The organism is Nonomuraea sp. NPDC049129 (assembly GCF_040648495.1).
Lineage (GTDB): Bacteria > Actinomycetota > Actinomycetes > Streptosporangiales > Streptosporangiaceae > Nonomuraea.
This window is the reverse complement of record NZ_JBEZDU010000005.1, coordinates 392,430-413,234: the sequence shown is the minus strand read 5'-3', so window position 1 is coordinate 413,234 and position 20,805 is coordinate 392,430. Positions and strand designations below refer to the sequence as shown.

Genomic DNA, 20,805 nt, shown 5'->3' with positions numbered 1-20,805 from the left:
ATCGATGTGCCGACCAGTGGATAGGTGTGGCAGACTCACAAGCACCATGTTCTACGGTCTGCTCATTATCAGCAGGCGCGCTGGCTGACAAAGGGACACCGCCAGCGCGCAGACCTCTCACGTCCGTGAGGGGTCTTTTTGTTTTCCAGGGAGACGACACCATGGCCGACGACCGCTTTCACGTCTATGACACGACGCTGCGTGATGGCGCCCAGCAGGAGGGCCTCACCCTCACCGTCGCCGACAAACTCGCCGTCGCGCGGCAGCTGGACGGCCTGGGTGTCGGCTTCATCGAAGGGGGCTGGCCCGGCGCCAACCCCAAGGACACAGAGTTCTTCAGGCGCGCTCAAACAGAGCTCGACCTGAAGCACGCGCAGCTCGCCGCGTTCGGTGCGACCCGCCGAGCAGGTGTGAAGGCAGCCGACGACCCGTTGGTGGCCGCCTTGCGCGAATCCGGCGCGCCGGTCGTGACCCTTGTCGCCAAGAGCCACGACCGGCACGTGGAGCTGGCCCTCCGCACGACTCTCCAGGAGAACCTCGCGATGATCCGCGATACGGTCTCCCACCTTCGTGCGGGGGGACAGCGAGTCTTCCTCGATGCCGAGCACTTCTTCGACGGCTACAAGTCCAACCCAGCCTACGCGCTCGAGGTCCTGCGCACGGCGGCCGAGGCGGGGGCCGACGTCATCGCTCTGTGCGACACCAACGGCGGCATGCTTCCCGACGAGCTGGCGGACATCGTCCACGCCGCCGTCCAGACCAGCGCCCGTGTCGGCATCCACTGCCACGACGACACCGGCTGCGCGGTCGCCAACACGCTCGCCGCCGTCAAGGCCGGCGCCACGCACGTGCAGGGCTGCGCCAACGGCTACGGCGAGCGGTCCGGCAACGCCAACCTGTTCACCGTGGTCGCGAACCTCCAGCTCAAGCGGGGCTTCGACCTGGTGCCGCAGGAGTCGCTCGCCGACATGACGCGCATCGCCCACGCGATCACCGAGGTCACCAACGTCACGCCCAACTCCCACGCGCCCTATGTCGGCATGTCGGCGTTCGCGCACAAGGCAGGGCTGCACGCCAGCGCCATCAAGGTCGACCCGAACCTCTACCAGCACATCGACCCCGCCCAGGTCGGCAACGACATGCGCATGCTGGTCTCCGACATGGCCGGCCGCGCCTCGGTCGAGCTCAAGGGCCGCGAGCTGGGCTACGAACTCACCCCCGAGGCCACCAAGGCGCTGGTCGAGCGGGTGAAGGACATGGAGTCCAGGGGCTTCACCTTCGAGGCCGCCGACGCCTCCTTCGAGCTGCTGCTGCGCGACACCGTCCACGGACAGCGCAAGCGCCACTTCGAGGTCGAGTCGTGGCGGGTGATCGTCGAGCGCACCAAGGGTGGCGAACTGGTCAGCGAGGCCACGGTCAAGCTGCACGCCAAGGGCGAGCGCATCGTCGCCACCGGCGAGGGCAATGGCCCGGTCAACGCGCTCGACCGGGCGGTACGCCTGGCGCTGGAGAAGCTCTACCCCGAGCTGGCCAGGCTGGAGCTCATCGACTTCAAGGTGCGCATACTCGAGGGCACCCACGGCTCCGACGCCATAACCCGCGTGCTCATCACCTCCAGCGACGACACGGCCGAGTGGTCCACGGTCGGCGTCGCCGAGAACATCATCGACGCCTCCTGGCAGGCGCTGGAGCAGGCGGTGACGTACGGCCTGCTCCGCGCGGGCCACGAAGCCGGCTCGTAAGGCGCCTACTCCTGGACCTTGCCTCCGGTGAGCCGGGACAGGACCAGGGCGATGATGATGATGGCGCCGTTGAGGGCCTGGATCCACTGGGCGGGCACGCCGGCCAGGGTGAGGACGTTCTGGATCATGTAGAGGAGGAGGATGCCGGTGAACGCCCCGAACATCGTGCCTTTGCCGCCGTTGAGGCCGACACCGCCGATCACGGCCGCGGCGAACACGGTGAAGATGGCGCCATCGCCCTGAGCAGCGGCCACCGAGGCGAGGTGACCCGACATCAGCAGGCCGCCGAGCGCGGCGAGCAGGCTGGCGCCCACCAAGGCGGTCCACAGCACCCGGTCGGTACGGATGCCGGCCGCCTTGGCCGCGTCCACGTTGCCGCCGATGGCATACAGGGCACGGCCGTACTTGGTGAAGCCGAGCAGCACGATGCCGGCGGCGAACAGCAGCAGGCACAGCCAGATCGAGGCGGGCACCCCCAGCCACATGGCCGAACCGAGGTAGAGCATCGACGACGGCAGGTTGAAGAAGGTCTGGCCGCCGGAGATGCCCGTGAGCAGGCCGCGCAGCACGATCAGCATGCCGAGGGTGACGATGAAGCCGTGGAGCCCGAACCGTACGATCAACAGGGCGTTGACCATACCGATCAGCACCCCGACGGCCAGGGTGATCGGAATCGACCAGGCGCCAGGCACCAGGCCGAGCCCGGCGCCCGAGCCGGCGGCGACGGTCAGCCAGGCGGCCACGCCCGGCGCAAGGCCGAACGTCGACTCTAGCGACAGGTCCATCTTGCCGGCGACCAGCACGATGGTCTGGGCCAGCACCAGGAGAGAGATCTCCGACATGGTCTGCAGGATGTTGATCAGGTTGTCGCCCTGCAGGAAGATCGGGTTGACGATCTGACCGACGACGGCGATCACGATGATCGCCGGGATCAGCGCGAAGTCGCGCAGCCGGGCGAGCCGCACCTGTGGCCGTGCCCGCTCCTGAGGGGCGCTCCCGGTGACGGGCGTGAGGGTTTTCTCAGGCATCGAGCCGGACTCCTTCCATGGCCGCCACCACGTCGTGGTCGTGCCACCCGGCGGCCATCTCCGCGACGATGCGACCCTGGAACATCACCAGCAGCCGGTCGCAGAGCCGCAGGTCGTCGAGTTCGTCGGAGGCGATCAGCACGCCGGTCCCCTCGGCGGCCGTCTCCTCGACCTTGCCCAGCAGGAACTCCTTGGACTTCACGTCCACCCCGGCGGTGGGGGTGATCAGTACGAGCAACCGGGGATCGGAGGCCAGCGCCCTGGCCATGACGACCTTCTGCTGGTTGCCGCCGGACAGGCCCATCACGGGCAGGCCGGGACCGGGCGTCTTGATCGCCAGGTTGGCGATCAGGGTGCCGGCCAGCCGGTCGCGCCGCCTGCCGCTGATCAGGCCGGCCTCGCCGAGCCGTTCGGGGACCGTCATGGTGGCGTTGTTGGCGATCGACATCATCGGGACGAATCCCTGATGGTGCCGGTCGCGGGGGACGAAGCCGACGCCCGCGGCGAGCGCGTCAGGCACGCTGCCGGGACGAGGGACCCGCCCGGCGACCTCGATCGTGCCTGAATCGGCCGCGCGCAACCCGGCGATGGTCTCGGCCAGCTCGGTCCGGCCGCTGCCGGCCGCCCCCGCCAGGCCGACGATCTCGCCGGCCTGGATCTGGAAGCCGACCTCTCTGTACGCGTCGCCGTACGACAGGCCGCGCACGCCGAGCACCACATCGGCGCCGGCGGGCACGGCCGTCCGGGAGGAGGTGCCGGCCAGGCCGGCGGCCTCTCCCGCCAGGGCCGCCACCAGCTCGGCGTGCGGCAGGCCGGCCACCGTGGTGGTCAGGATGTGCCGGGCGTCGCGGAAGACCGTGACCGTGTCGCAGATCTCGTAGATCTCCTGCAGGTGGTGGCTGATGAACAGGAAGGTCACTCCCTGCTCCTGCAGGGTGCGGATACGGGTGAACAGGCGGGCGATGGCGGCGGCGTCGAGCTGGGCGGTCGGCTCGTCGAGGATGATGAACCGGGCACCGAAGGACAGCGCACGGGCGATCTCCACGAACTGCCGCTGTTCGACGTCCAGTTCTCCGGCGGGCAGCCGTACGTCCACGTCCACCGACCACGTCTCCAGCAGGGCGGCGGCCTTGCGGCGCAGGTCCGGCCAGTTGACGAAGGCGGCGTGGCGGTTGAGGTAGAGGTTCTCGGCCACGGTGAGCTGGGGGATGATCGTGGACTTCTGGTAGACGCAGGCCACCCGCTGCCGCCAGGCGTCACGGTCGGCGAGGCGCGGGGCGGGTTCGCCGTCGAACCGCACCTCGCCCTCGTCGGGTGCCTGGAGCCCGGTGAGTATCGAGACCAGGGTGGACTTGCCTGCCCCGTTGCGGCCGACCAGAGCGTGGGTCTGGCCGGGCATGATCCGGATTCCGGCGCGGTCCAGCGCGACGGTCTCGCCGTATCTCTTGGTGACGTCCACCGCCTCGGCCAGAGGCGTGGGCGCCTGGTCAGCCGCCAAGATTGTTGCCCCAGAGCGAGGATTCGCCCGGCTTGACGCTCGTGACGCCCCCGTAGGTGCCGCCGTCGGCTGTGACCAGCGGCGCGGAGAGCTGGTCCTCCAGCAGGCCAGGGCGCACCTGGATGATGGTGCTGTCGTGATCGGTCGCGCCGGGCTTGAACGTCTTGCCGTCGATGGCGGCCTTGGCGTACTGCAGCGCGTACTTGGCGTACTGGTCGGCCGGCTGGGAGACGGTGGCGTCGATGTTGCCGGCGGCGATCTCCTTCAGCTCCTGGGGGATGCCGTCATTGGAGACGACGAAGACGTGCTTGGGGTTGTCCGGGGGGACCAGCAGGCCGCGCTGCTGGAGCACTTGGAGGGTGCCGGACAGGGCGAAGCTCGATTGCATATAGACGCCCTTGATGTCCGGATTGGCGGTGAGCCGCGTCTGGAGCTTCTGCGAGGCGATCGCGCCGTCCCAGTTGGCCGCCTCGCCGAACACCGTGATGCCGGGGTAACTCGCCTTCATGCAGTCGTTGAACGCCTCGGTGCGGTCACGGCCGTTGATGGAGGCCAGGTCGCCCTGGAGCATCACGACCTTGCCCTTGCCGCCCAGCTTCTCGCCGAGGAACTTGCACGCCTTCTCGCCGTACGCCCGGTTGTCGGCACGCACCACCATGAAGGCCTGGCCCTGCTCGGGACGGGTGTCGACCATGACGACGGGGATCTTCTTGGCGTTGAGCTGCTGGAGGGTGGCGGCCACGGCAGCGGTGTCCTGCGGCGCCAGCACGATGCCCTTGACGCCCTGGCTGATGAGACTCTGCACGTTGGCGGTGAGCTTGGAGATGTCGTTCTGCGAGTTGGAGGTCTTCAGCTCCAGGCCGTTCTCGGCGCCGAACTTGGGGACGTACTTGATGAAGGAGTTCCAGAAGTCGGTGTCGGAGCGGGGGTAGTCCACCCCGACGACTGGCTTGCCGCCTCCTGAGGCGGTCGTGCCGCTGCCCGCGCCACCCCCGCAGGCCGCGGCCAGTCCGGCCGACAGGGCGACGGCCGCCCCCAGGGCGAGTCCTCGTTTCATGCCTGTTCCTTTCCTGCGCTGTTCCGGGTCGCTGTTCTGGGTCACAGCCGGAGGTCGGCTGTCCACTGGGGACCGTGCGGGTAGGCGTACTCGGCGCGGGATTCCGGACGCATCTCGGCGCCCCCGCCCGGCCGTTCAGGGGCGAGGTATCGGCCTTCCCGGATCACGACCGGGTCGGTGAAGTGCTCGTGCAGATGGTCGATGTACTCGATGACGCGGTCCTCGGCGGTGCCGCTGACGGCCACGTAGTCGAACATCGACAGGTGCTGGACCATCTCGCACAGTCCGACGCCGCCCGCGTGCGGGCACACCGGGACCCCGAACTTGGCGGCCAGCAGCAGGATGGCGATGTTCTCGTTGACCCCGGCGACCCTGGCCGCGTCGAGCTGCAGGATGTCGATCGCGTCCGCCTGCAGGAACTGTTTGAACATCACCCGGTTGTGCGTGTGTTCGCCGGTGGCGACCTTGATGGGCGCCACCCGCTTGCGGATGGCGGCGTGGCCGAGCACGTCGTCGGGCGAGGTGGGCTCCTCGATCCAGTACAGGTCGTACCGCGCCAGCGGGGCCAGCCACTCGATCGCCTGGCCGACGTTCCACGCCTGGTTGGCGTCCACGGCGATGCGCACATCGGGTCCGACCGCCTCCCGGGCCAGCCGTACGCGCCGGACGTCCTCGGCTTGGTCGGCACCGACCTTCAGCTTGATCTGGCGAAAACCGTCAGCGACCGCTTCCTTGGCCAGCCGGACCAGCTTGTCGTCGGTGTAGCCGAGCCAGCCGGGGGTGGTGGTGTAGGCGGGGTAGCCCTCGGCTAGCAGACGGGCGTGGCGCTCGGCGCGGCCCGGCTCGGCGCGGCGCAGGATGGCCAGCGCCTCCTCCCGGGTGAGGGCGTCCTCCAGGTAGCGGAAGTCAACGACGTCGACGATCTCCTCCGGCGACAGCTCCGACAGCAGCCGCCACAACGGCTTGCCCGCCCTGCGCGCACGAAGGTCCCACAGCGAGTTGAGCACGGCTCCCGCCGCCATGTGGGTGACGCCCTTCTCCGGGCCGAGCCAGCGCAGCTGGCTGTCGCCGGTGAGCAGGCGGGACATCCCGCCGAGGTCGCCGAGCACCTCGGCCACCGGCCGCCCGGTGACCAGCGGTGCCAGCGACTCCACCGCGGCGACGGCGATCTCGTTGCCGCGCCCGACGGTGAAGGCGAGCCCGTGGCCTTCCTGCCCGTCGCCGGTCCGCACGATCACGTAGGCGGCCGAGTAGTCGGGCTCGGGGTTCATGGCGTCGGACCCATCGAGGTGCCGTGAAGTCGGGAACCGGATGTCGTGGGCCTCGACCGCAGTGATCAGCTCGGGCACGATGAGGTACCTCCATGGGATGTTTCCCAGCAAGTCAAATTTTTGACATGGGATGTCTTTGTAATCCCGGCCCTTGCTTCCTGTCTAGAGGTAGCCGAAAAGGACCTTAGACAGCCCATGTCTGTTCATCGCCAGATCTGGTTCTCGCTTAGACATGGGATGTCTGTTATGTTTCCCGTGTGGCTCGCGTGCCGATCGAGCCGCTCCACCCCGGGAGGCCGTACCCATGTCCCTGACCGACGAGGCGATCTCCCGCATCCGGGCGCTCATCCAGTCGGGCGAGCTGTCCCCGGGAGCGCGGCTGCCACCGGAGCACCAGCTCGCCGCCCAGCTCGGCGTCTCCCGTAACCCGTTGCGCGAGGCGGTCAAGGCGCTGGTCGTGGCCCGGGTGCTCGACATACGGCGGGGCGACGGCACCTTCGTGACCAGCCTGGAGCCACGGCTGCTGCTGGAAGGGCTGGGGCTGGCTGTCGAGCTGCTGCGCGACGACACCCTGCCGGAGATCGTCCAGGTACGGCGGATGCTGGAGCCCGCGGCGACCGGTCTGGCCGCGTCCCTGATCTCCAGCGAGCAACTTGAGGAGATCGGCGAGCACCTGAACGCCATGCGCGCCGCCAGTGACGACGTGGAGAAGCTGAATCACCACGACGCCGCCTTCCACCGCGCCGTGGTGCGGGCGACTGGTAACGAGACGCTGTCCACCCTGCTCGACGGCATCTCCGGCCGTACGCTGCGGATGCGGGTGTGGCGCGGCACCGTCGAGGCGGGCAGCTCGCACAAGACCGTCGCCGAGCACGAGGCGATCTACAACGCCCTGGCCGCCGGCGACGCGACTCTCGCCCAGGCCGCGGCGCTGATGCACATCAGCACGACCGAGAGCTGGCTCCGCTCGGTGCTGGGAGACGTCGAGGGCTCCCGTGACCAGGAGGAGTACACATCATGAAGGTCCGCCTGGCATGCGGGAAACCGGGCTGACGGCCGAGTTGCCCGAGAGGCCACTCTCGACGTGATACCTGGTTCTCTGCGACTGCGATCATTCCGCTGAAGGCCATGTAGGCCCTGAAACGGTCCCGAAACTCAAGTTTTCCGACCAAGATCATTAGTGCGTGTCAGTTTCCCAAGTCGTCTGCACGTGAGCCGCGCCTTCCAAGGGCATGTCGCTGATCAAGTCAGGCGTTGAGCGGGTCGTAGCTGTGGGTCGTGCATCGCGAACAGCTATGCCGGCGCCCGCGGGATGCTGTAGGCAGCGGTCTGACACGCACGCAGTTCGTGAGCGATGAGGTCCGGGATCGGGTATCAGTGCTTGTGTTCCAGCGCCGCCAGCCGTTCGGCTACTTTGTCGCCGATGGTGACGAGTATCGCCATCTCTGTCGCAGTGAGATGATCAATGAGCACGTCGCGGACGTCGGCCACGTGCTGCGGAGCCGCGATTTTGATCAGGTCGCTGCCCCGGGGAGTAATGGCGACTACCGCCCCCCGTTGGTCGGCGAGGCACCGCTCGCGGGACACCAGGCCGCGATTCTGCATCCGGCCCAGGTGCTGCGACAGGCGGCTCTTCTCCCAGCGCAACAACTGGCCGAGTTCGAACGACCTCAGCCGGCCTTCGGGCGCCTCAGAGAGATGGGCCAGGACCTGGTAGTCAGCGCCGGACAGCCCGCACCGGTTGCGCAGCTGCCGCTCGATGAACTCCGACAGGCCGTCCTGCATCTTCATCAAGCTGCGCCAGGCCTGCTGTTCTCGCTCGTCCAACCACCGCGGCTCGGTCACGCACGTCACTTTACCGTCTAGTTGACATGGTAACCAAGCGCCACGTACATTCTGGTTCACACGTTAACCAAATGGGTGTGTCGATGACACAGCCGTTGACAACGACGGGTGGGCATGGCGTCCTATCCAGCTCCAGAAAGCAGGCACTCCATGATCAGCATCAGCATTATCGGCCTGGGGAGTATGGGCCGCGCCATTGGCGCCCGCGCGGTCGAGGGCGGCCACGCCGTCGAGGTCGTCGGTCGCGACGCGGCCAAGGCCAAGGACCTGGCCCTCGCGCTCGGCGGCGGCGCCACGGCCGGGACATTCGGCACCGCCCCAGCCGGCGACATCGTCATCCTCGCCGTGCCGAACGCCAGCGCCGTGCCGGTCGTCGCCCAGTACGGCGACGCGCTAGCCGGCAAGGTCATCATCGACATCACCAACCCCATGAAAGCCGACGCCACCGGGCTGACCACCCCTGACGGCACTTCCGCCGCGCAGGAGATCGCCAAGGCCGCCCCGGCGAGCGCGCACGTCGTGAAGGCGTTCAACACCGTCTTCGGCCACGTCCTGACCCCGGGGCGCCCATTGGACGTGCTCTTCGCCGGCGACGACGCGCGGGCCAAGGCAAGCGTATCGGCCTTCATCGAGAGCCTCGGGTTGCGCCCGCTGGATGCCGGAGGCCTGGAGATGGCGCACTGGCTGGAAGGGACGGGCCTGCTGATGATCAACCTGGGCCGCCACGGCGTAGGGGACTTCAACTTCGCCCTCGGCGTCAGCAATCTCAGCTGAGCACACCCGCACCACCGATTCTTGCGCCAGCTCACTCATAAGGAACAGCAGAATGCGCGTTTTCGTCACTGGCGGGACCGGCCATTCCGGTTCGTACATCGTCCCCGAGCTCATCGCCGCCGGGCACGAGGTCACCGGCCTGGCCCGGTCGGACACTGCCGCGGCGGCGCTGTCCGCGCTCGGCGCGAAGGTGCGTCGCGGCGACCTCGGGGATCTCGACGGGCTCAAGGAAGCGGCTGCGGACTCCGACGGCGTCATCCACGTCGCGCACCGGCAAGACCTGCTTTTCTCCGGCGGGATCCACGCCGTGGCCGCCGCCGAGCTCCCGATCATGCTCGCCTACGGCGAGGCACTGGCGGGAACCGGAAAGCCGCTGGTCGCGGCGGGGAGCATCGGCTCGCCCGGGCAGGGATTCCTGGGCCGGACGGCCACCGAGGAGGACCCGGCCCTTCCCAGTGGCGATGAGCACAAGGGCACCCTGCGGGCTCGTAACGTCGTGGAAACCGCCGTAGTCGGCCTCGCCGAGCAGGGCGTGCGGTCTTCGGTCGTGCGGATCGCCAACATCGCGCACAGCACGACCGATCGTGCCGGCTTCCTCCCGACGCTGATCGCGCTCGCGAAGGAGAAGGGCTTCATCGGCTACCCCGGAGACGGCGCGAACCTGTGGAACGCTGTGCACATCCGCGATGTCGCCTCCTTGTTCCGCCTGGCGCTGGAGAAGGGCCCGGCCGGCAAATACTGGCACGCGGTCGACGACGGGGGCATCCCGTTCCGCGAGATCGCCGAAGCCATCGGCAGCCGTCTGGGCCTGCCCGCCGTGAGCGTTCCCGTGGACGAACTGGTGCTGCCGGGATACTTCGGGTTCCTCGCGAACATCGTCACGCAGAGCTACCCGGCGTCCAACCTCGTCACCCGCCGGACCCTCGGCTGGGAACCCGCTCAGCCCCGCCTGCTCGCCGATCTGGACAACGGCCACTACTTCCCCGCCGGCTGATGACAGGACCCGAGTCTCAACGAGTCCGGCACATGACAAGGAGGGCGGCTCAGAATATGACGACTGTGGGATTCATCGGCAGCGGCGCCATCGACAGCACCATCGCGCGGCTCGCCGTCGAGGCCGGGCATCAGGTCGTGCTCAGCAACTCGCGCCGTCCCGAAACGCTCGCGGACACGGTCGCAGAACTGGGGCCGCGGGCGTCCGCGGCGACGAGCGGGGAGGCCGCGGCGGCCGGTGACATCGTCGTGGTCACGGTGCCGGTCAAGGCGTTCCCCAACTTGCCCGCCGTGCCACTGGCCGGGAAGACGGTCATCGACACGTGCAACTACGGCCCCGAGCGTGACGGGCACATCCCCGCGCTCGACAGCAAGTCGCTCACCTCAAGCGAGCTGCTGCTGCAGTATCTCCCGGACGCCATGGTTGTGAAAGCGTTCAACAACATCTTCTTCAAGCACCTGTTGTCACTCGCCCGCCCGGCGGCGGGGGCGGCCGACCGCTCGTACCTGCCGATCGCCGGGGACTCCGCGCCGGCGAAGGCGGCGGTGACCGAATTCATCGAATCCATCGGGTACAGCGTGCTGGACGCGGGACCACTGGCCGACAGCTGGCGGCAAGCGACGGGCACCTGAAATCGTCCCAGCGGCTCCTGAGCGGGTCGGCCCCCGCGCGGCCAAGCCCACGCCGTCGGCATCGCGACATCAGAACGCGGTCCTGCGCCGTCAGGTCCCACGGGAGCGTTACGAGCCGACCGATCGCCTGTGGTCGGCTGTCTCACCAGCCCAGGTCATACCGTGATGGCGATCACCACGGCAATCCGGCGATCTTCAATCAACCTGACGTGCGGAAAACGGGGCTAGCCGTTCTAGCCAACCGGCTAGAGCAGGTTGGCGGGGAAGGTCAGGCCCTGGACCTTGACCTTCCCGCCCGAACAGGACACCTTCGGCGAATCGGTGTCGGGCACGATGACCGTCAGCAGTGACTTGGCGGCGGGGGAGACGACGACGTTCGTCGGCACCTTGGACAGGTACGTCGGCGACACCCACCCCAGTTTCCCGCCGCGCTGCACCTGCTGCCCACCCACCGGCTTGCACCCCGCCAGCTGGACCATCGTGACCCGGTACTTCCCGTCGCCCAGCACGACCCGGCCGCCGCCGTTGGAGATCACCTTGAGTGACGGGGCGAACCGCCACAGGTTCTTGACCTTCTTGCCGCCGGACGCGGTGTCGAGCACCGCCATCACGTCCTGGCCGTGGTTCACCAGCACCGATCGGGTACGGGAGGTGCCATAGGCCTTGTCGGTCAGCCGGAAGGCCTGCCGGTCCTTGCCGTACGAGGACTTGATGAGTTTGCTGGCCGTGCGCGGACGGAAGCGCCCGCCCACCACGGACGGCACGTTGTGGGCCTCGGGGGAGAGCGTCCAGTAGCGGTAGGAGCTCTTCTCGTAGGAGTTGAAACCGCCGTCGACCAGGATGTCGCGGCCCTGGGCGTAGTAGGTCACGCTCAGGTGGTCCTCGTGGCCGTGGAACTTCAGGCCGGGGCCGAACCTGATCGAGTAGAAGGCGGATTCGGGCTTGCCCCAGTCGGTCCGGCCGTACACGTAACCGGCCTTGTAGACCTTGACCTTCTCCTTGGGCGTGCCGGTCTCGATCTTGGGTTCGACCTCGGCGCTGCCGTCGCCGATCGGCACCATGAAGCCGTTGGGCTGGGTGGAGTGGGCCACGAACGTCTTGAGCGCGTCGGCCCGCCTGGTGATGTCGCCGGGCACCTTGCGGCCGCAGTCCTTCATGTTGGTCATCGCGACCATGAGCCTGCTGTGCACGTAGACGGCGTAGCGCGGCGCCTGCTCCATGAGCGCGCCCTGGGAGTCGACGTCGAGCTTGACCGTGCCGGTCAGCCGCTTGACGGCCAGGCTCAGCCAGTCCTTGCGGCCGTAGCGGCAGGCGATGCCCATGAGCGCGATGTCCTGGTCGATCCCGTGGTTGTGGCCCTTCTTGTACAGCCGCGAGTCGGTCAGGAGCTTGCCGTGCTCGGCCAGCGTCTGCTTGAGCCAGGCGTCCTTGACGTGCATGCTCAGGCAGACCAGTGCCTGGGAGCGGAGGGAGACGGGGTGGTCCTTCCAGGCGTACGACGGGGTGCCGCGGGCGCCCCGCCTGTTGCTCTGGGCCCAGTCCTTGGTGATCTCCACGGCCCGGTCGAGGTAACGCTCCTCGCCGCTGTTCTCGTACGCCACGACGAGCGTGCCCATCCAGCGCAGCGACTGGAAGACGAACTCCCACGAACGGTTGTGGTACGGGCTCATGCTCCAGTTGATCTTCTTGCCGATCTTCACCGGAGGCTGCTCGACCAGGGGCAGCTCACCCCGCATGACCTCGTCCGCAGTGGGCGTACCGGGCAGCCAATCGCCCTGGCACTGCGAGGTGCGCTTCACCGACGTGTCGGCGTGCGCGGTGCTCACCAGCCCGGTGGAAACGAGCATGAGAGCGAGGGGGATCGCAAGGCGGCGCACGCCGGTTCCTTCCGGGCAAAAAGATGGGGGCGGAACATGCTGACCGAATCACGATCAACTGGTCAAGTTGGGTGCCGGATCGTTAGCGGCTCGATGCGGCTCGGTTTCCGGGCCGGACATTTCACGACATGCTGAGGGCATGAGATACGACGACATCGTGATCCCGGACACCCCCGTCTGCCGGGGCGCCTTGGAGGTGGCGACCAGGTATCACTCGCCCTCGTTGCTCAACCACTCCGTCCGCGCCTACCTGTGGGCGGCGGCGTACGCGGGGCTGCACGAGATCGCCTTCGACACCGAGCTCCTGTACGTGTCGTCGATGCTGCACGACATCGGGCTGACCACGGAGTTCGACAGCCACACGGTGCCGTTCGAGGAGGCGGGCGGGCATGTGGCCTGGGCGTTCGCGGCGGGGGCCGGGTGGCCGGTCGAGCGCCGGGTCCGGGCCGCCGAGGTGATCATCCGTCACATGTGGGACGCGGTGCCACTGGCGGAGGATCCCGAGGGACACCTGCTGGAGCTGTCGACCGGCATGGACATCTCGGGACGGCGTACCGAGGAGATCCCCGCGGAGTTGCGGCAGGAGGTGCTCGCCCGCCATCCGCGGCTGGAGATCGCCAAGGAGTTCGCGGCCTGCGTGACCGAGCAGGGCACCCGCAAGCCGTCCAGCCTCGCGGGCCGGTTCGTCCGGGCGGGCATCACCGACCGCATCGCCCGCAACCCGCTGGATGGCTAGCGCCGACCAGCGCCGACCAGCGCTTCAGCTGGAGCGACGTCTCAGTGGACGACGCGGTGTGCGGCAGGGGCGGGTTCCAGGGTCACCCGGGCCACCGCCGGTACGCGATCCTGATCCAGCGCGCTGCGCATGTGCGGGATCGCCACGCCCGACAGGTGGTCCCTGAGCTCGCTCATCGGCGCCTGCTCGTCCGCCACGAGGCGCAGCCGTACCAGCAGCCGGGCGCCGGAGCCGCCGAGGTCGGCCCTGGCACTCAGCACGGCGGGGTTGGTCTCGACGTCCGCCGCGACCGCGGTCGTCATGCCCTTCGCGGTGAGGTCGGTGACGCCTCCGGGGCCGGTCTCCAGCCGCAGCGAGTCGCGGCTGTCGCGGCGCCCCTGGACGAACAGCCAGCGCAGGCCGAGCAGCGCCACGATCACGGCCACCAGCGCGATGGCCCACCAGATCCACGGGCTCCAGGCCGCGAAGAACGACCGCACGGAGAAGTTCACGATCGGCGTCAGCGCGCGGGCCCGCCCGAACGCCCCCAGGCCGCGGGCCAGCGCGTAGACGCCGAGCAGGAGCAGCACGATCCCGGTCAGGGCCAGACCCCAGCGGTTGCCGCGGCTCGTTCTGCGGTTCACTTGCGCTCCCTCACGTTGACCTTCACGTGGTACGCCTCGATGGGGCTCAGCGCCACGAGCCTGGACAGCACCGCGGTGTGTACGGCCGCACCGAACCGCTCCCGATCCCACCCGGCGGTGGTCGCGGTGACGGCGGCCGTGTGGCCGCGGACCGAGGCGCGGGCCGCGTGCACGCCCGGAACCCCTTCCGCGGCATGCGCCAGTGCCCTGGCGAAGCTCCTGCGCCGCATGCCGATGATCAGGTCCGCGTCCCCGGTACGTACCGGCACCAACCGCGGCCTGCCGGGCACCAGTGCGGCCACGATCAGCGCCAGCCCGACCAGCGCGACGATCGCGGCGCCGAACAGGAACAGCCCGTTGTTCCACGGAGTGGACGCCGCCCAGCTCAGCATCCGGTCCAGGCGAGCCCACCGCAGCGGCCGCCCGGCGAGCGCCGAGATCGTCTGCGCGGCCACCACCACACCCAGGATCGTGAGCAGCGCGGCCACCACGACGGCGGGTACGGTCCGCCGCGGCCTGAAGGCCCGCATCGCCGCCCGATCCGCCGCCCGCCCGGCGCCGCTCGCGGGCCGGTCCGTCACCTGGCCGATCGCACCGCCCAGCGGCGCCTCCATCGCCTGGTCGCCCAGGGTCGTCGTCACCGGTTCATCCGCCCCGTGGGCTCCGGTACTCATGGCGAAACCTCCGGACTCATGGCGAAACCTCCGGCGGTGTCCGCGGCGGCGGCTTCGGCGGTGCCTGTCGTGCGGTCTCCCGCGAGGTCTCCTGCGGTGCCTCCGGCAAGGACTCCCGCGAGAAGGTCTCCCGCGAGAAGGTCTCCCGCGAGGACCCCCACGTCGGCGCCGGTGGGGCCGTGAGTTCCGCCATCGTGATGTCCACATGGGACACCTGGAGTCCCGTCAGCGCGGCGATCCTGCTCGCCACGTGGCTCCTGATCGCGGCCGCCACCACGCGCAGCGGCATCGGATAGGCCACGGACACGGTCAGCCCGATCTCCACGGTGTCACCCCGCACCGTGGCGCTCGCCGGGCGCGTCCCGCGTAGCCCGCCGCGCTCGATCACCTCGCCCACCCCAGCCACCTCACCGGCGGCATGGCGGGCGATCTTGACCGCCACGCGGTCCGTGACCTCGGTACGGCCACGCCCCTCGGGAGGTACCGCCGGAGTAGGACGCTGCCCCGGCACCAGCACGGCGGACGCCTGAGACGCGGGCGTGTCCGTGGTCATCTCCGCCTCACGGTGAGGTTCGACAGGTTCACCTCGCCGCCCTCCATGATGCGGCCCACCAGAAGACCGATCGCGCCCAGGACGAGCACGAGGAGGAAGGCGCCGAGCCCGCCGATGGCGCCGACGATGCCCAGCACCATGCCTACGGCCATGCCGATCACGGGCAACCATGAGATGTTCATCTTGAGGTCTCCTTCACCGCGTCTTCGGGCCTCTTGTCTGTGGGCACCGTGTTGTCTGTGGACACCGTGTCTTCGGGCACCACGTCGTCGATCAGGATGTTCACCGGACGGTCGCCGGCCAGGTCGGCCACCGCCCGCCGCACCTCTTCCGCCGTCTCAGGCAGTGGGCGGCCAAGGCGCGCCACGATGGCGATGGTCACCTCGCGCTCGTCCACGGAGACGCCCATGAGGCGCTCGCCGGGCAGGTAGGTCGCCACCGTCCCGAAGAGACCGCCCGACAGCCCGGCCACCCCGGCGCAGGCGCGAACCCGCTCGGCGACCGACTGGGCCTCGCTCATCGGGGCCTCGGCCGTTCGGGCGCCACTCGCTCGAGCGTCGCTCGTCTGGGCATCACTCGCCGGGGCGCCGCTCGTCTGAGCGCCGCTCGTTTGGGCCTCGGTCATTGGACCCTGGGCCCCTGCTCCGACTTGCCGCGAGACTGCTCGCCCGCGGCGGTGCCCATCCCGCTCTCCTCCCCGGCGGGTGTGTCCCGCATGGGCATGTGTACGTCGTCGACCCTGATGTTCACCTCGGTGACCTCGAGCCCGCACATGCGCTCGATCGCGTTGATGACGTTCCTGCGCACGGCCCCGGCCAACTCCGGGATCGCGATGCCGTACTCGGCGACCAGGTCGAGGTCCACGGCCGCCTGCCGCTGGCCCACCTCCACCGAGACGCCCTGAGAAAGGCTCTTGTCGCCGCCGACCATGCCGCGCATGGTGCTGAGTGCTCTGGCGGTGCCGCCACCCATGTCGTACACGCCGGACACTTCGCTCGCCGCGATGCCGGCGATCTTCGCGACGACCACGTCCTCGATGGTGGTGGTGCCCTTGTCGGTCACCAGTGACCCGGACGGGCCGCCTTCCATCGTCCTGGCCCGCGGTACCGTGCCCTGCTGATTGACTACCGTGTCAGCCACGATCCGTCACCTCCTGACACTCGATGTGTCACAAAGCCCTCGTAACCTCCAGGCAACCGAAAATGCGCGACAAAACGGACTTTAGGTACGTTTATGACCGATTCATGAGGCGGGCGGAGGGGGTGGCGGCGGCGATAGCCTTGTCAGGTGCGTATAGCGAGGTTCTCCACAGGCGAAGGCGTGTCGTTCGGCGTGGTCGAGGGTGGCCCTGGTGAGGAGTTCGTGTCCGCGATCTCCGGGCACCCGTTCGGGGACGTCCAGTTCACCGGCGAACGCCACCCGCTGTCCCAAGTGCGGCTGCTGGCCCCGATGCTGCCCAGCAAGGTGGTGGCCATCGGCAGAAACTACGCCGAGCACGCCCGTGAGCTGGGCAACGAGGTCCCGGACGAGCCGCTGATCTTCATCAAGCCGTCCACCTCCGTGATCGGCCACGGCGAGCCCATCGCCTACCCGACGTCGCTGTCCCACCGCGTCGACTACGAGGGCGAGCTGGCCCTGGTGATCGGCCGGCTCTGCCGCGAGGTACCGGTCGAGCGCGCCAAGGACGTCATCTTCGGCTACACGTGCGCCAACGACGTCACCGCCCGCGACCTGCAGAAGAAGGACGTCCAGTTCACCAGGGCCAAGGGCTTCGACACCTTCTGCCCGCTCGGGCCGTGGATCCAGACGGATCTCGACCCCTCCGACCTGGCGCTCACGACGACGGTCAACGGTGAGGTGCGCCAGAGCGGCCGTACCAACCAGCTCATCCACGACATTCCCGCGCTGGTCGCCTACGTCAGCGCGGTCATGACGCTGATCCCCGGTGACGTGATCCTGACCGGCACCCCGGCGGGCGTCGGCCCGGTCGAGGTCGGTGACGAGGTCAGCGTCGGCATCGAAGGCATCGGCACTCTGACGAACAAGGTGGTCTCCCGTGACTGATCTACGGGTGCGTTTCGCCCCGTCGCCTACCGGTATGTTCCACGTCGGCGGCGCCCGTACGGCGCTGTTCAACTGGGCGCTGGCCGAGCAGTCCGGCGGCCGCTTCGTGCTGCGCGTCGAGGACACCGACGCGACGCGCAACCGGCCCGAGTGGACCGAGGGCATCATCTCGGCGCTCGACTGGATCGGCATCAACGGCACCAACCCGGTGTTCGAGGGCCCCTATTTCCAGTCGGCCTACGAGCCGCAGCACCGCGAGGCCGTGGCCAAGCTGCTCGCCGACGGCAAGGCGTACTTCTGCGACTGCACCCGCGAGACGCTCGTCGCCCGCACCGGCTCCGAGCACAAGGGCTATGACGGGTTCTGCCGTGACCGGGGCCTGACCGAGGGCGCCGTCCGCTTCCGCACCTCCGACGAGGGCGTCACGGTCGTCGAGGACGTCATCAGGGGCCGGGTGGAGTTCCCCAACGACGCCCAGGAGGACTTCGTCATCGCCCGCACCGACGGCTCGCCGCTCTACGTGCTGGCCAACGCGGTCGACGACATCACCCAGGGCATCACCCACGTGGTGCGCGGTGAGGAGCACCTGGGCAACGCGGCCAAGCAGCAGCTCCTGTGGCCCGCGCTCGGCGCCAACCCGCCGGTCTGGGCGCACCTGCCGGTGATCGTCAACGAGCAGCGCAAGAAGCTGTCCAAGCGCCGCGACAAGGTGGCACTGGAGGACTACCGCGCCGAGGGCTACCTGGCCGAGGCCATGGTCAACTACCTCATGCTGCTCGGCTGGGGCCCCGGCGACGACCGCGAGATCATGCCGTGGGTGGAGATGATGCCGCTGTTCAAGCTGGAGAGCGTCAACTCCGCCAGCGCGTTCTTCGACGAGAAGAAGCTGCGGGCCTTCAACGGCGAGTACATCCGGGCCCTGCCCGTCGAGACGTTCGAGGAGCGCTGCTCGTCCTATCTCGAGGCCGACTGGGACCGGGAGATGTTCAGCAAGGTCGCGGCGCTGGCGCAGACCCGCATCACCGTGCTGTCCGAGATCAGGCAGAACGTCGACTTCCTCTTCCTCGACGAGCCCGTGTTCGACGAGGCATCCTGGGACAAGGCGATGAAGAACTCCCCGGTGGAGATCCTCGGTGGCTACCTGGAGCGGCTCCAGGGCGTCAGCTGGGACCCCGATTCGCTGAAGGAGGCGCTGGAGCAGGTCGGCGCCGCCCACGGACTCAAGCTGGGCAAGGCCCAGGCGCCCGTACGCGTCGCCGTCACGGGCCGGACGGTGGGCCTGCCGCTGTTCGAGTCGATCGAGGTGCTCGGCCGCGAACGCACCGAGGAGCGGATCCGCGCCGCCCTGGCCCGCCTCCAGGGCTGACGGCAACGATCCGGCGGGCACTCAGGGGTACGGCGCGCCGCCGCGCCCCTGAGCCGGTCGAGCACGCCGGACAGGGGGCAGCGGACAGACGCGGGGAGGTCAGAGGAGGCCGCGGCGCTCCAGCAGCGGCTGGATGCTGGGCTCCCGGCCGCGGAAGTTGCGGAAGGCGGTCAGCGGGTCGATGCTGCCGCCCCTGGACAGCAGCTCGCGGCGGAAGTGGTCGCCGTTCGCCCGCTCCAGACCGCCGTTCTCCTTGAACCACAGGACGCTCTCGGCGTCCAGCACCTCGCTCCAGATGTAGGAGTAGTAGCCGGCGCTGTAACCCCCCGCGAAGATGTGCGCGAAGTAGTTGGTCCGGTAACGCGGCCGGACCGTCGGCAGGGCGATCCCGGCCGCCTCCAGCGCCGCGGACTCGAAAGCCTCGGCGTCGGCCACCGCCTCGCCCGCGGCCAGCTTGTGCCAGGCCCAGTCGAGGAGCGTCGCGGCCAGATATTCGACCGTCATGAAGCCTTGGTTGAACTTCTCCGCGGCCTTCATCTTCTCCACCAGCTCGGCGGGCATCGGCTCGCCGGTCTCGTGGTGCTTGGCGTAGTTGGCCAGGATCTCCGGCCAGGTCGCCCACATTTCGTTGACCTGGGACGGGTACTCGACGAAGTCGCGCGGCACGCTGGTGCCCGACACGCGGGGGAAGCGCACCTCGGAGAACAACCCGTGCAGCGCGTGCCCGAACTCGTGGAAAGCCGTGTTGACCTCGTCGTAGGTCAGCAGCGTCGGCCCGGAACCCGGCTTGGTGATGTTGAGGTTGTTCATCACGACCGGCAGCTCACCGAACAGGCCCGACTGGTCGACCAGGTTGTTCATCCACGCGCCGCCCCGCTTGTTGGGCCGGGCGTACGGGTCTAGCAGGAACAGGCCGAGCCGGCCGCCGTCCTCGTTGAACACCTCGTAGACGCGTACGTCCTCGTGGTAGCCCTTCAGGTCGGGCCGCTCGGTGAACGTGACGCCGTAGAGCCGCGTGGCCGCGTAGAACACGCCGTCGCGGTAGACGCGCCACAGCTCGAAGTAGGGTCGCATGGCCCCGGCGTCGAAGTCGTAGCGGGCCTGGCGCACCTTCTCCGAGTAGTAGGACCAGTCCCACGGCTCGACCGCGAACCCGGCCTGCTCGGTGAGCGCCTCCGCCTCTTTCTTCGCATTGCGTACGGCCGGCCCGACGAGCTGCCCCAGCATGGCCTCGACCGCCTCCACGGTCTTGGCCGTCTGGTCGGCGACCGTGTGGGCGGCGTGGTTGGGGAAGCCCAGCAGCGCGGCGCGTTCGGCCCGCAGCGTGGCCATCTTGATCGCCAGCTCGAAGTTGCGCGGCGCCCGCTCCACGCTCAGCGTGTAGAGCCTGCGGCGCACGTCGCGGTCGGTGAGCTGGGCCAGCGCCGGCTGGTTGGTGTAGTTGAGCAGCGGCAGGACGTAGCGCCCGTCCTTCGCCAGCGACTGGATCGTGGCCTCGTCGAAGCCGTCGAGATCCTTGGCGTCGTCAACGACCAGCGCGGACTCGCTCAGCGCTTTCAGCAGGTTCTGGGCGAACTCGGTGGACAGCCGGGACAACTCCTCGTTGAGCCGCCGCAGCTCGCCCTGCTCGGCCTCCGTCAGGTCGGCGCCGGCCCTGACGAAGTCCTCGCGGTATTTCTCCAGCAGCCACGACTCCTCGGGGTCGTCCGTGGTCACCCGCTTGACGCGGGCCCAGAGCGCGCGGTTGAGCCGGATCGCGTCGCTGTGCTTGGCCAGCGCGGGCGAGATCTGCTTCTCCAGCTCCAGGACGCCCTCCGTGGAGTTGGAGGAGACGATGCTGAAGAAGGCCGCGGACACGCGCTCCAGGATGCGCCCGGAACGCTCCAGTGCGGCGATCGTGTTGTCGAAGGTGGGCGGCTCACCGCTGTCCGCGATCGCCTCGACCTCGGCCAGCCCTTCCGCCATCCCGCGCTCGAACGCGGGGAGGTAGTGCTCCTCGCGGATCTCCTCGAAGGGCGGCAGCTGGTAGGGCAGGCTGCTGGGGGCGAAGAAGGGGTTCTCTGCCAACGCT

Annotated in this window: 21 protein-coding genes; 8 read left to right on the top strand and 13 right to left on the bottom strand. The window is 68.8% G+C overall.

The annotated features are described in order from the left end of the window. Window positions 1–161: 161 nt before the first annotated feature. A complete protein-coding gene (gene cimA / locus AB0B64_RS17920; RefSeq protein WP_357950340.1) occupies window positions 162–1,742 on the top strand; it encodes a citramalate synthase in 1,581 nt (526 codons plus the stop codon). A gap of 5 nt (window positions 1,743–1,747) precedes the next feature. On the opposite strand, the gene AB0B64_RS17915 is transcribed toward cimA, so the two are convergent. From AB0B64_RS17915 to AB0B64_RS17900, 4 genes are read right to left on the bottom strand one after another with little or no spacing between them, the layout of a single operon-like run. Continuing rightward, the gene (locus AB0B64_RS17915; RefSeq protein WP_357950343.1) at window positions 1,748–2,770 is read right to left on the bottom strand and encodes an ABC transporter permease; all 1,023 of its coding nucleotides are present in this window, start codon (window positions 2,768–2,770) and stop codon (window positions 1,748–1,750) included. Beyond that, window positions 2,763–4,268, bottom strand: coding sequence for a sugar ABC transporter ATP-binding protein (locus AB0B64_RS17910; protein WP_357950346.1), 1,506 nt, complete (start codon window positions 4,266–4,268; stop codon window positions 2,763–2,765). Before AB0B64_RS17910 ends, AB0B64_RS17915 begins: the two co-directional genes overlap by 8 nt. Continuing rightward, window positions 4,258–5,325 (bottom strand): sugar ABC transporter substrate-binding protein, encoded by a 1,068-nt coding sequence (locus AB0B64_RS17905; RefSeq protein ID WP_358178418.1) that lies wholly within the window; start codon window positions 5,323–5,325, stop codon window positions 4,258–4,260. The genes AB0B64_RS17910 and AB0B64_RS17905 overlap by 11 nt, the downstream gene beginning before the upstream one ends. Before the next feature lie 41 nt (window positions 5,326–5,366). Further along, on the bottom strand, window positions 5,367–6,674 hold the full coding sequence (locus tag AB0B64_RS17900; protein ID WP_358178416.1) for an enolase C-terminal domain-like protein: 1,308 nt from the start codon (window positions 6,672–6,674) through the stop codon (window positions 5,367–5,369). A gap of 226 nt (window positions 6,675–6,900) precedes the next feature. Here AB0B64_RS17900 and AB0B64_RS17895 point away from each other — a divergent pair, with 226 nt between their 5' ends. After that, window positions 6,901–7,617, top strand: a complete 717-nt coding sequence (locus tag AB0B64_RS17895; protein WP_357950355.1) for a FadR/GntR family transcriptional regulator — start codon at window positions 6,901–6,903, stop codon at window positions 7,615–7,617. A 353-nt stretch (window positions 7,618–7,970) separates the two neighbouring features. On the opposite strand, the gene AB0B64_RS17890 is transcribed toward AB0B64_RS17895, so the two are convergent. Then, window positions 7,971–8,441: a MarR family winged helix-turn-helix transcriptional regulator gene (locus AB0B64_RS17890; protein WP_357950358.1), complete on the bottom strand. Its 471-nt coding sequence runs from the start codon at window positions 8,439–8,441 to the stop codon at window positions 7,971–7,973. 150 nt (window positions 8,442–8,591) lie between these two features. Here AB0B64_RS17890 and AB0B64_RS17885 point away from each other — a divergent pair, with 150 nt between their 5' ends. From AB0B64_RS17885 to AB0B64_RS17875, 3 genes are read left to right on the top strand one after another with little or no spacing between them, the layout of a single operon-like run. Next, the gene (locus AB0B64_RS17885; RefSeq protein WP_357950361.1) at window positions 8,592–9,215 is read left to right on the top strand and encodes an NAD(P)-binding domain-containing protein; all 624 of its coding nucleotides are present in this window, start codon (window positions 8,592–8,594) and stop codon (window positions 9,213–9,215) included. Window positions 9,216–9,267: 52 nt separating this feature from the next. Next, the gene (locus AB0B64_RS17880; RefSeq protein WP_357950364.1) at window positions 9,268–10,209 is read left to right on the top strand and encodes an SDR family oxidoreductase; all 942 of its coding nucleotides are present in this window, start codon (window positions 9,268–9,270) and stop codon (window positions 10,207–10,209) included. A 56-nt stretch (window positions 10,210–10,265) separates the two neighbouring features. Then, entirely contained in the window at window positions 10,266–10,841 is a 576-nt protein-coding gene (locus AB0B64_RS17875) for an NAD(P)-binding domain-containing protein (protein ID WP_358178414.1), read from the top strand. A gap of 245 nt (window positions 10,842–11,086) precedes the next feature. On the opposite strand, the gene AB0B64_RS17870 is transcribed toward AB0B64_RS17875, so the two are convergent. Next, entirely contained in the window at window positions 11,087–12,718 is a 1,632-nt protein-coding gene (locus AB0B64_RS17870; RefSeq protein WP_358178412.1) for a heparinase II/III family protein, read from the bottom strand. A 139-nt stretch (window positions 12,719–12,857) separates the two neighbouring features. On the opposite strand from AB0B64_RS17870, the gene AB0B64_RS17865 reads away from it, so the two are divergent. Continuing rightward, window positions 12,858–13,454 (top strand): cyanamide hydratase, encoded by a 597-nt coding sequence (locus AB0B64_RS17865; protein ID WP_358178410.1) that lies wholly within the window; start codon window positions 12,858–12,860, stop codon window positions 13,452–13,454. A gap of 41 nt (window positions 13,455–13,495) precedes the next feature. Here the strand turns inward: AB0B64_RS17865 and AB0B64_RS17860 are convergent, their stop codons facing one another. The 6 genes from AB0B64_RS17860 to AB0B64_RS17835 all read right to left on the bottom strand — a co-directional run bounded on the left by AB0B64_RS17860 (window position 13,496) and on the right by AB0B64_RS17835 (window position 16,393). Continuing rightward, the gene (locus AB0B64_RS17860; RefSeq protein ID WP_357950376.1) at window positions 13,496–14,077 is read right to left on the bottom strand and encodes an alkaline shock response membrane anchor protein AmaP; all 582 of its coding nucleotides are present in this window, start codon (window positions 14,075–14,077) and stop codon (window positions 13,496–13,498) included. Beyond that, the gene (locus AB0B64_RS17855; RefSeq protein WP_357950379.1) at window positions 14,074–14,751 is read right to left on the bottom strand and encodes a DUF6286 domain-containing protein; all 678 of its coding nucleotides are present in this window, start codon (window positions 14,749–14,751) and stop codon (window positions 14,074–14,076) included. Before AB0B64_RS17855 ends, AB0B64_RS17860 begins: the two co-directional genes overlap by 4 nt. A gap of 16 nt (window positions 14,752–14,767) precedes the next feature. Beyond that, complete coding sequence (locus AB0B64_RS17850) at window positions 14,768–15,304, bottom strand: Asp23/Gls24 family envelope stress response protein (protein ID WP_357950382.1); 537 nt, start codon at window positions 15,302–15,304, stop codon at window positions 14,768–14,770. After that, complete coding sequence (locus AB0B64_RS17845) at window positions 15,301–15,486, bottom strand: hypothetical protein (protein WP_357950385.1); 186 nt, start codon at window positions 15,484–15,486, stop codon at window positions 15,301–15,303. Before AB0B64_RS17845 ends, AB0B64_RS17850 begins: the two co-directional genes overlap by 4 nt. Further along, window positions 15,483–15,824 carry a hypothetical protein gene (locus AB0B64_RS17840; protein WP_357950388.1) on the bottom strand — a complete coding sequence of 114 codons (342 nt, stop codon included), beginning with the start codon at window positions 15,822–15,824 and terminating at the stop codon, window positions 15,483–15,485. The genes AB0B64_RS17845 and AB0B64_RS17840 overlap by 4 nt, the downstream gene beginning before the upstream one ends. Before the next feature lie 101 nt (window positions 15,825–15,925). Beyond that, window positions 15,926–16,393: an Asp23/Gls24 family envelope stress response protein gene (locus AB0B64_RS17835; protein WP_357950760.1), complete on the bottom strand. Its 468-nt coding sequence runs from the start codon at window positions 16,391–16,393 to the stop codon at window positions 15,926–15,928. 198 nt (window positions 16,394–16,591) lie between these two features. Between AB0B64_RS17835 and AB0B64_RS17830 the strand changes: the two genes are divergently transcribed. Together AB0B64_RS17830 and gltX are read left to right on the top strand one after the other, a co-directional pair. Continuing rightward, window positions 16,592–17,368 carry a fumarylacetoacetate hydrolase family protein gene (locus AB0B64_RS17830; protein ID WP_225291995.1) on the top strand — a complete coding sequence of 259 codons (777 nt, stop codon included), beginning with the start codon at window positions 16,592–16,594 and terminating at the stop codon, window positions 17,366–17,368. Continuing rightward, window positions 17,361–18,734 carry a glutamate--tRNA ligase gene (gene gltX / locus AB0B64_RS17825; protein WP_357950391.1) on the top strand — a complete coding sequence of 458 codons (1,374 nt, stop codon included), beginning with the start codon at window positions 17,361–17,363 and terminating at the stop codon, window positions 18,732–18,734. The genes AB0B64_RS17830 and gltX overlap by 8 nt, the downstream gene beginning before the upstream one ends. 99 nt (window positions 18,735–18,833) lie before the next feature. Here the strand turns inward: gltX and AB0B64_RS17820 are convergent, their stop codons facing one another. Further along, complete coding sequence (locus tag AB0B64_RS17820; protein ID WP_358178408.1) at window positions 18,834–20,801, bottom strand: M3 family metallopeptidase; 1,968 nt, start codon at window positions 20,799–20,801, stop codon at window positions 18,834–18,836. Window positions 20,802–20,805 lie beyond the last annotated feature (4 nt).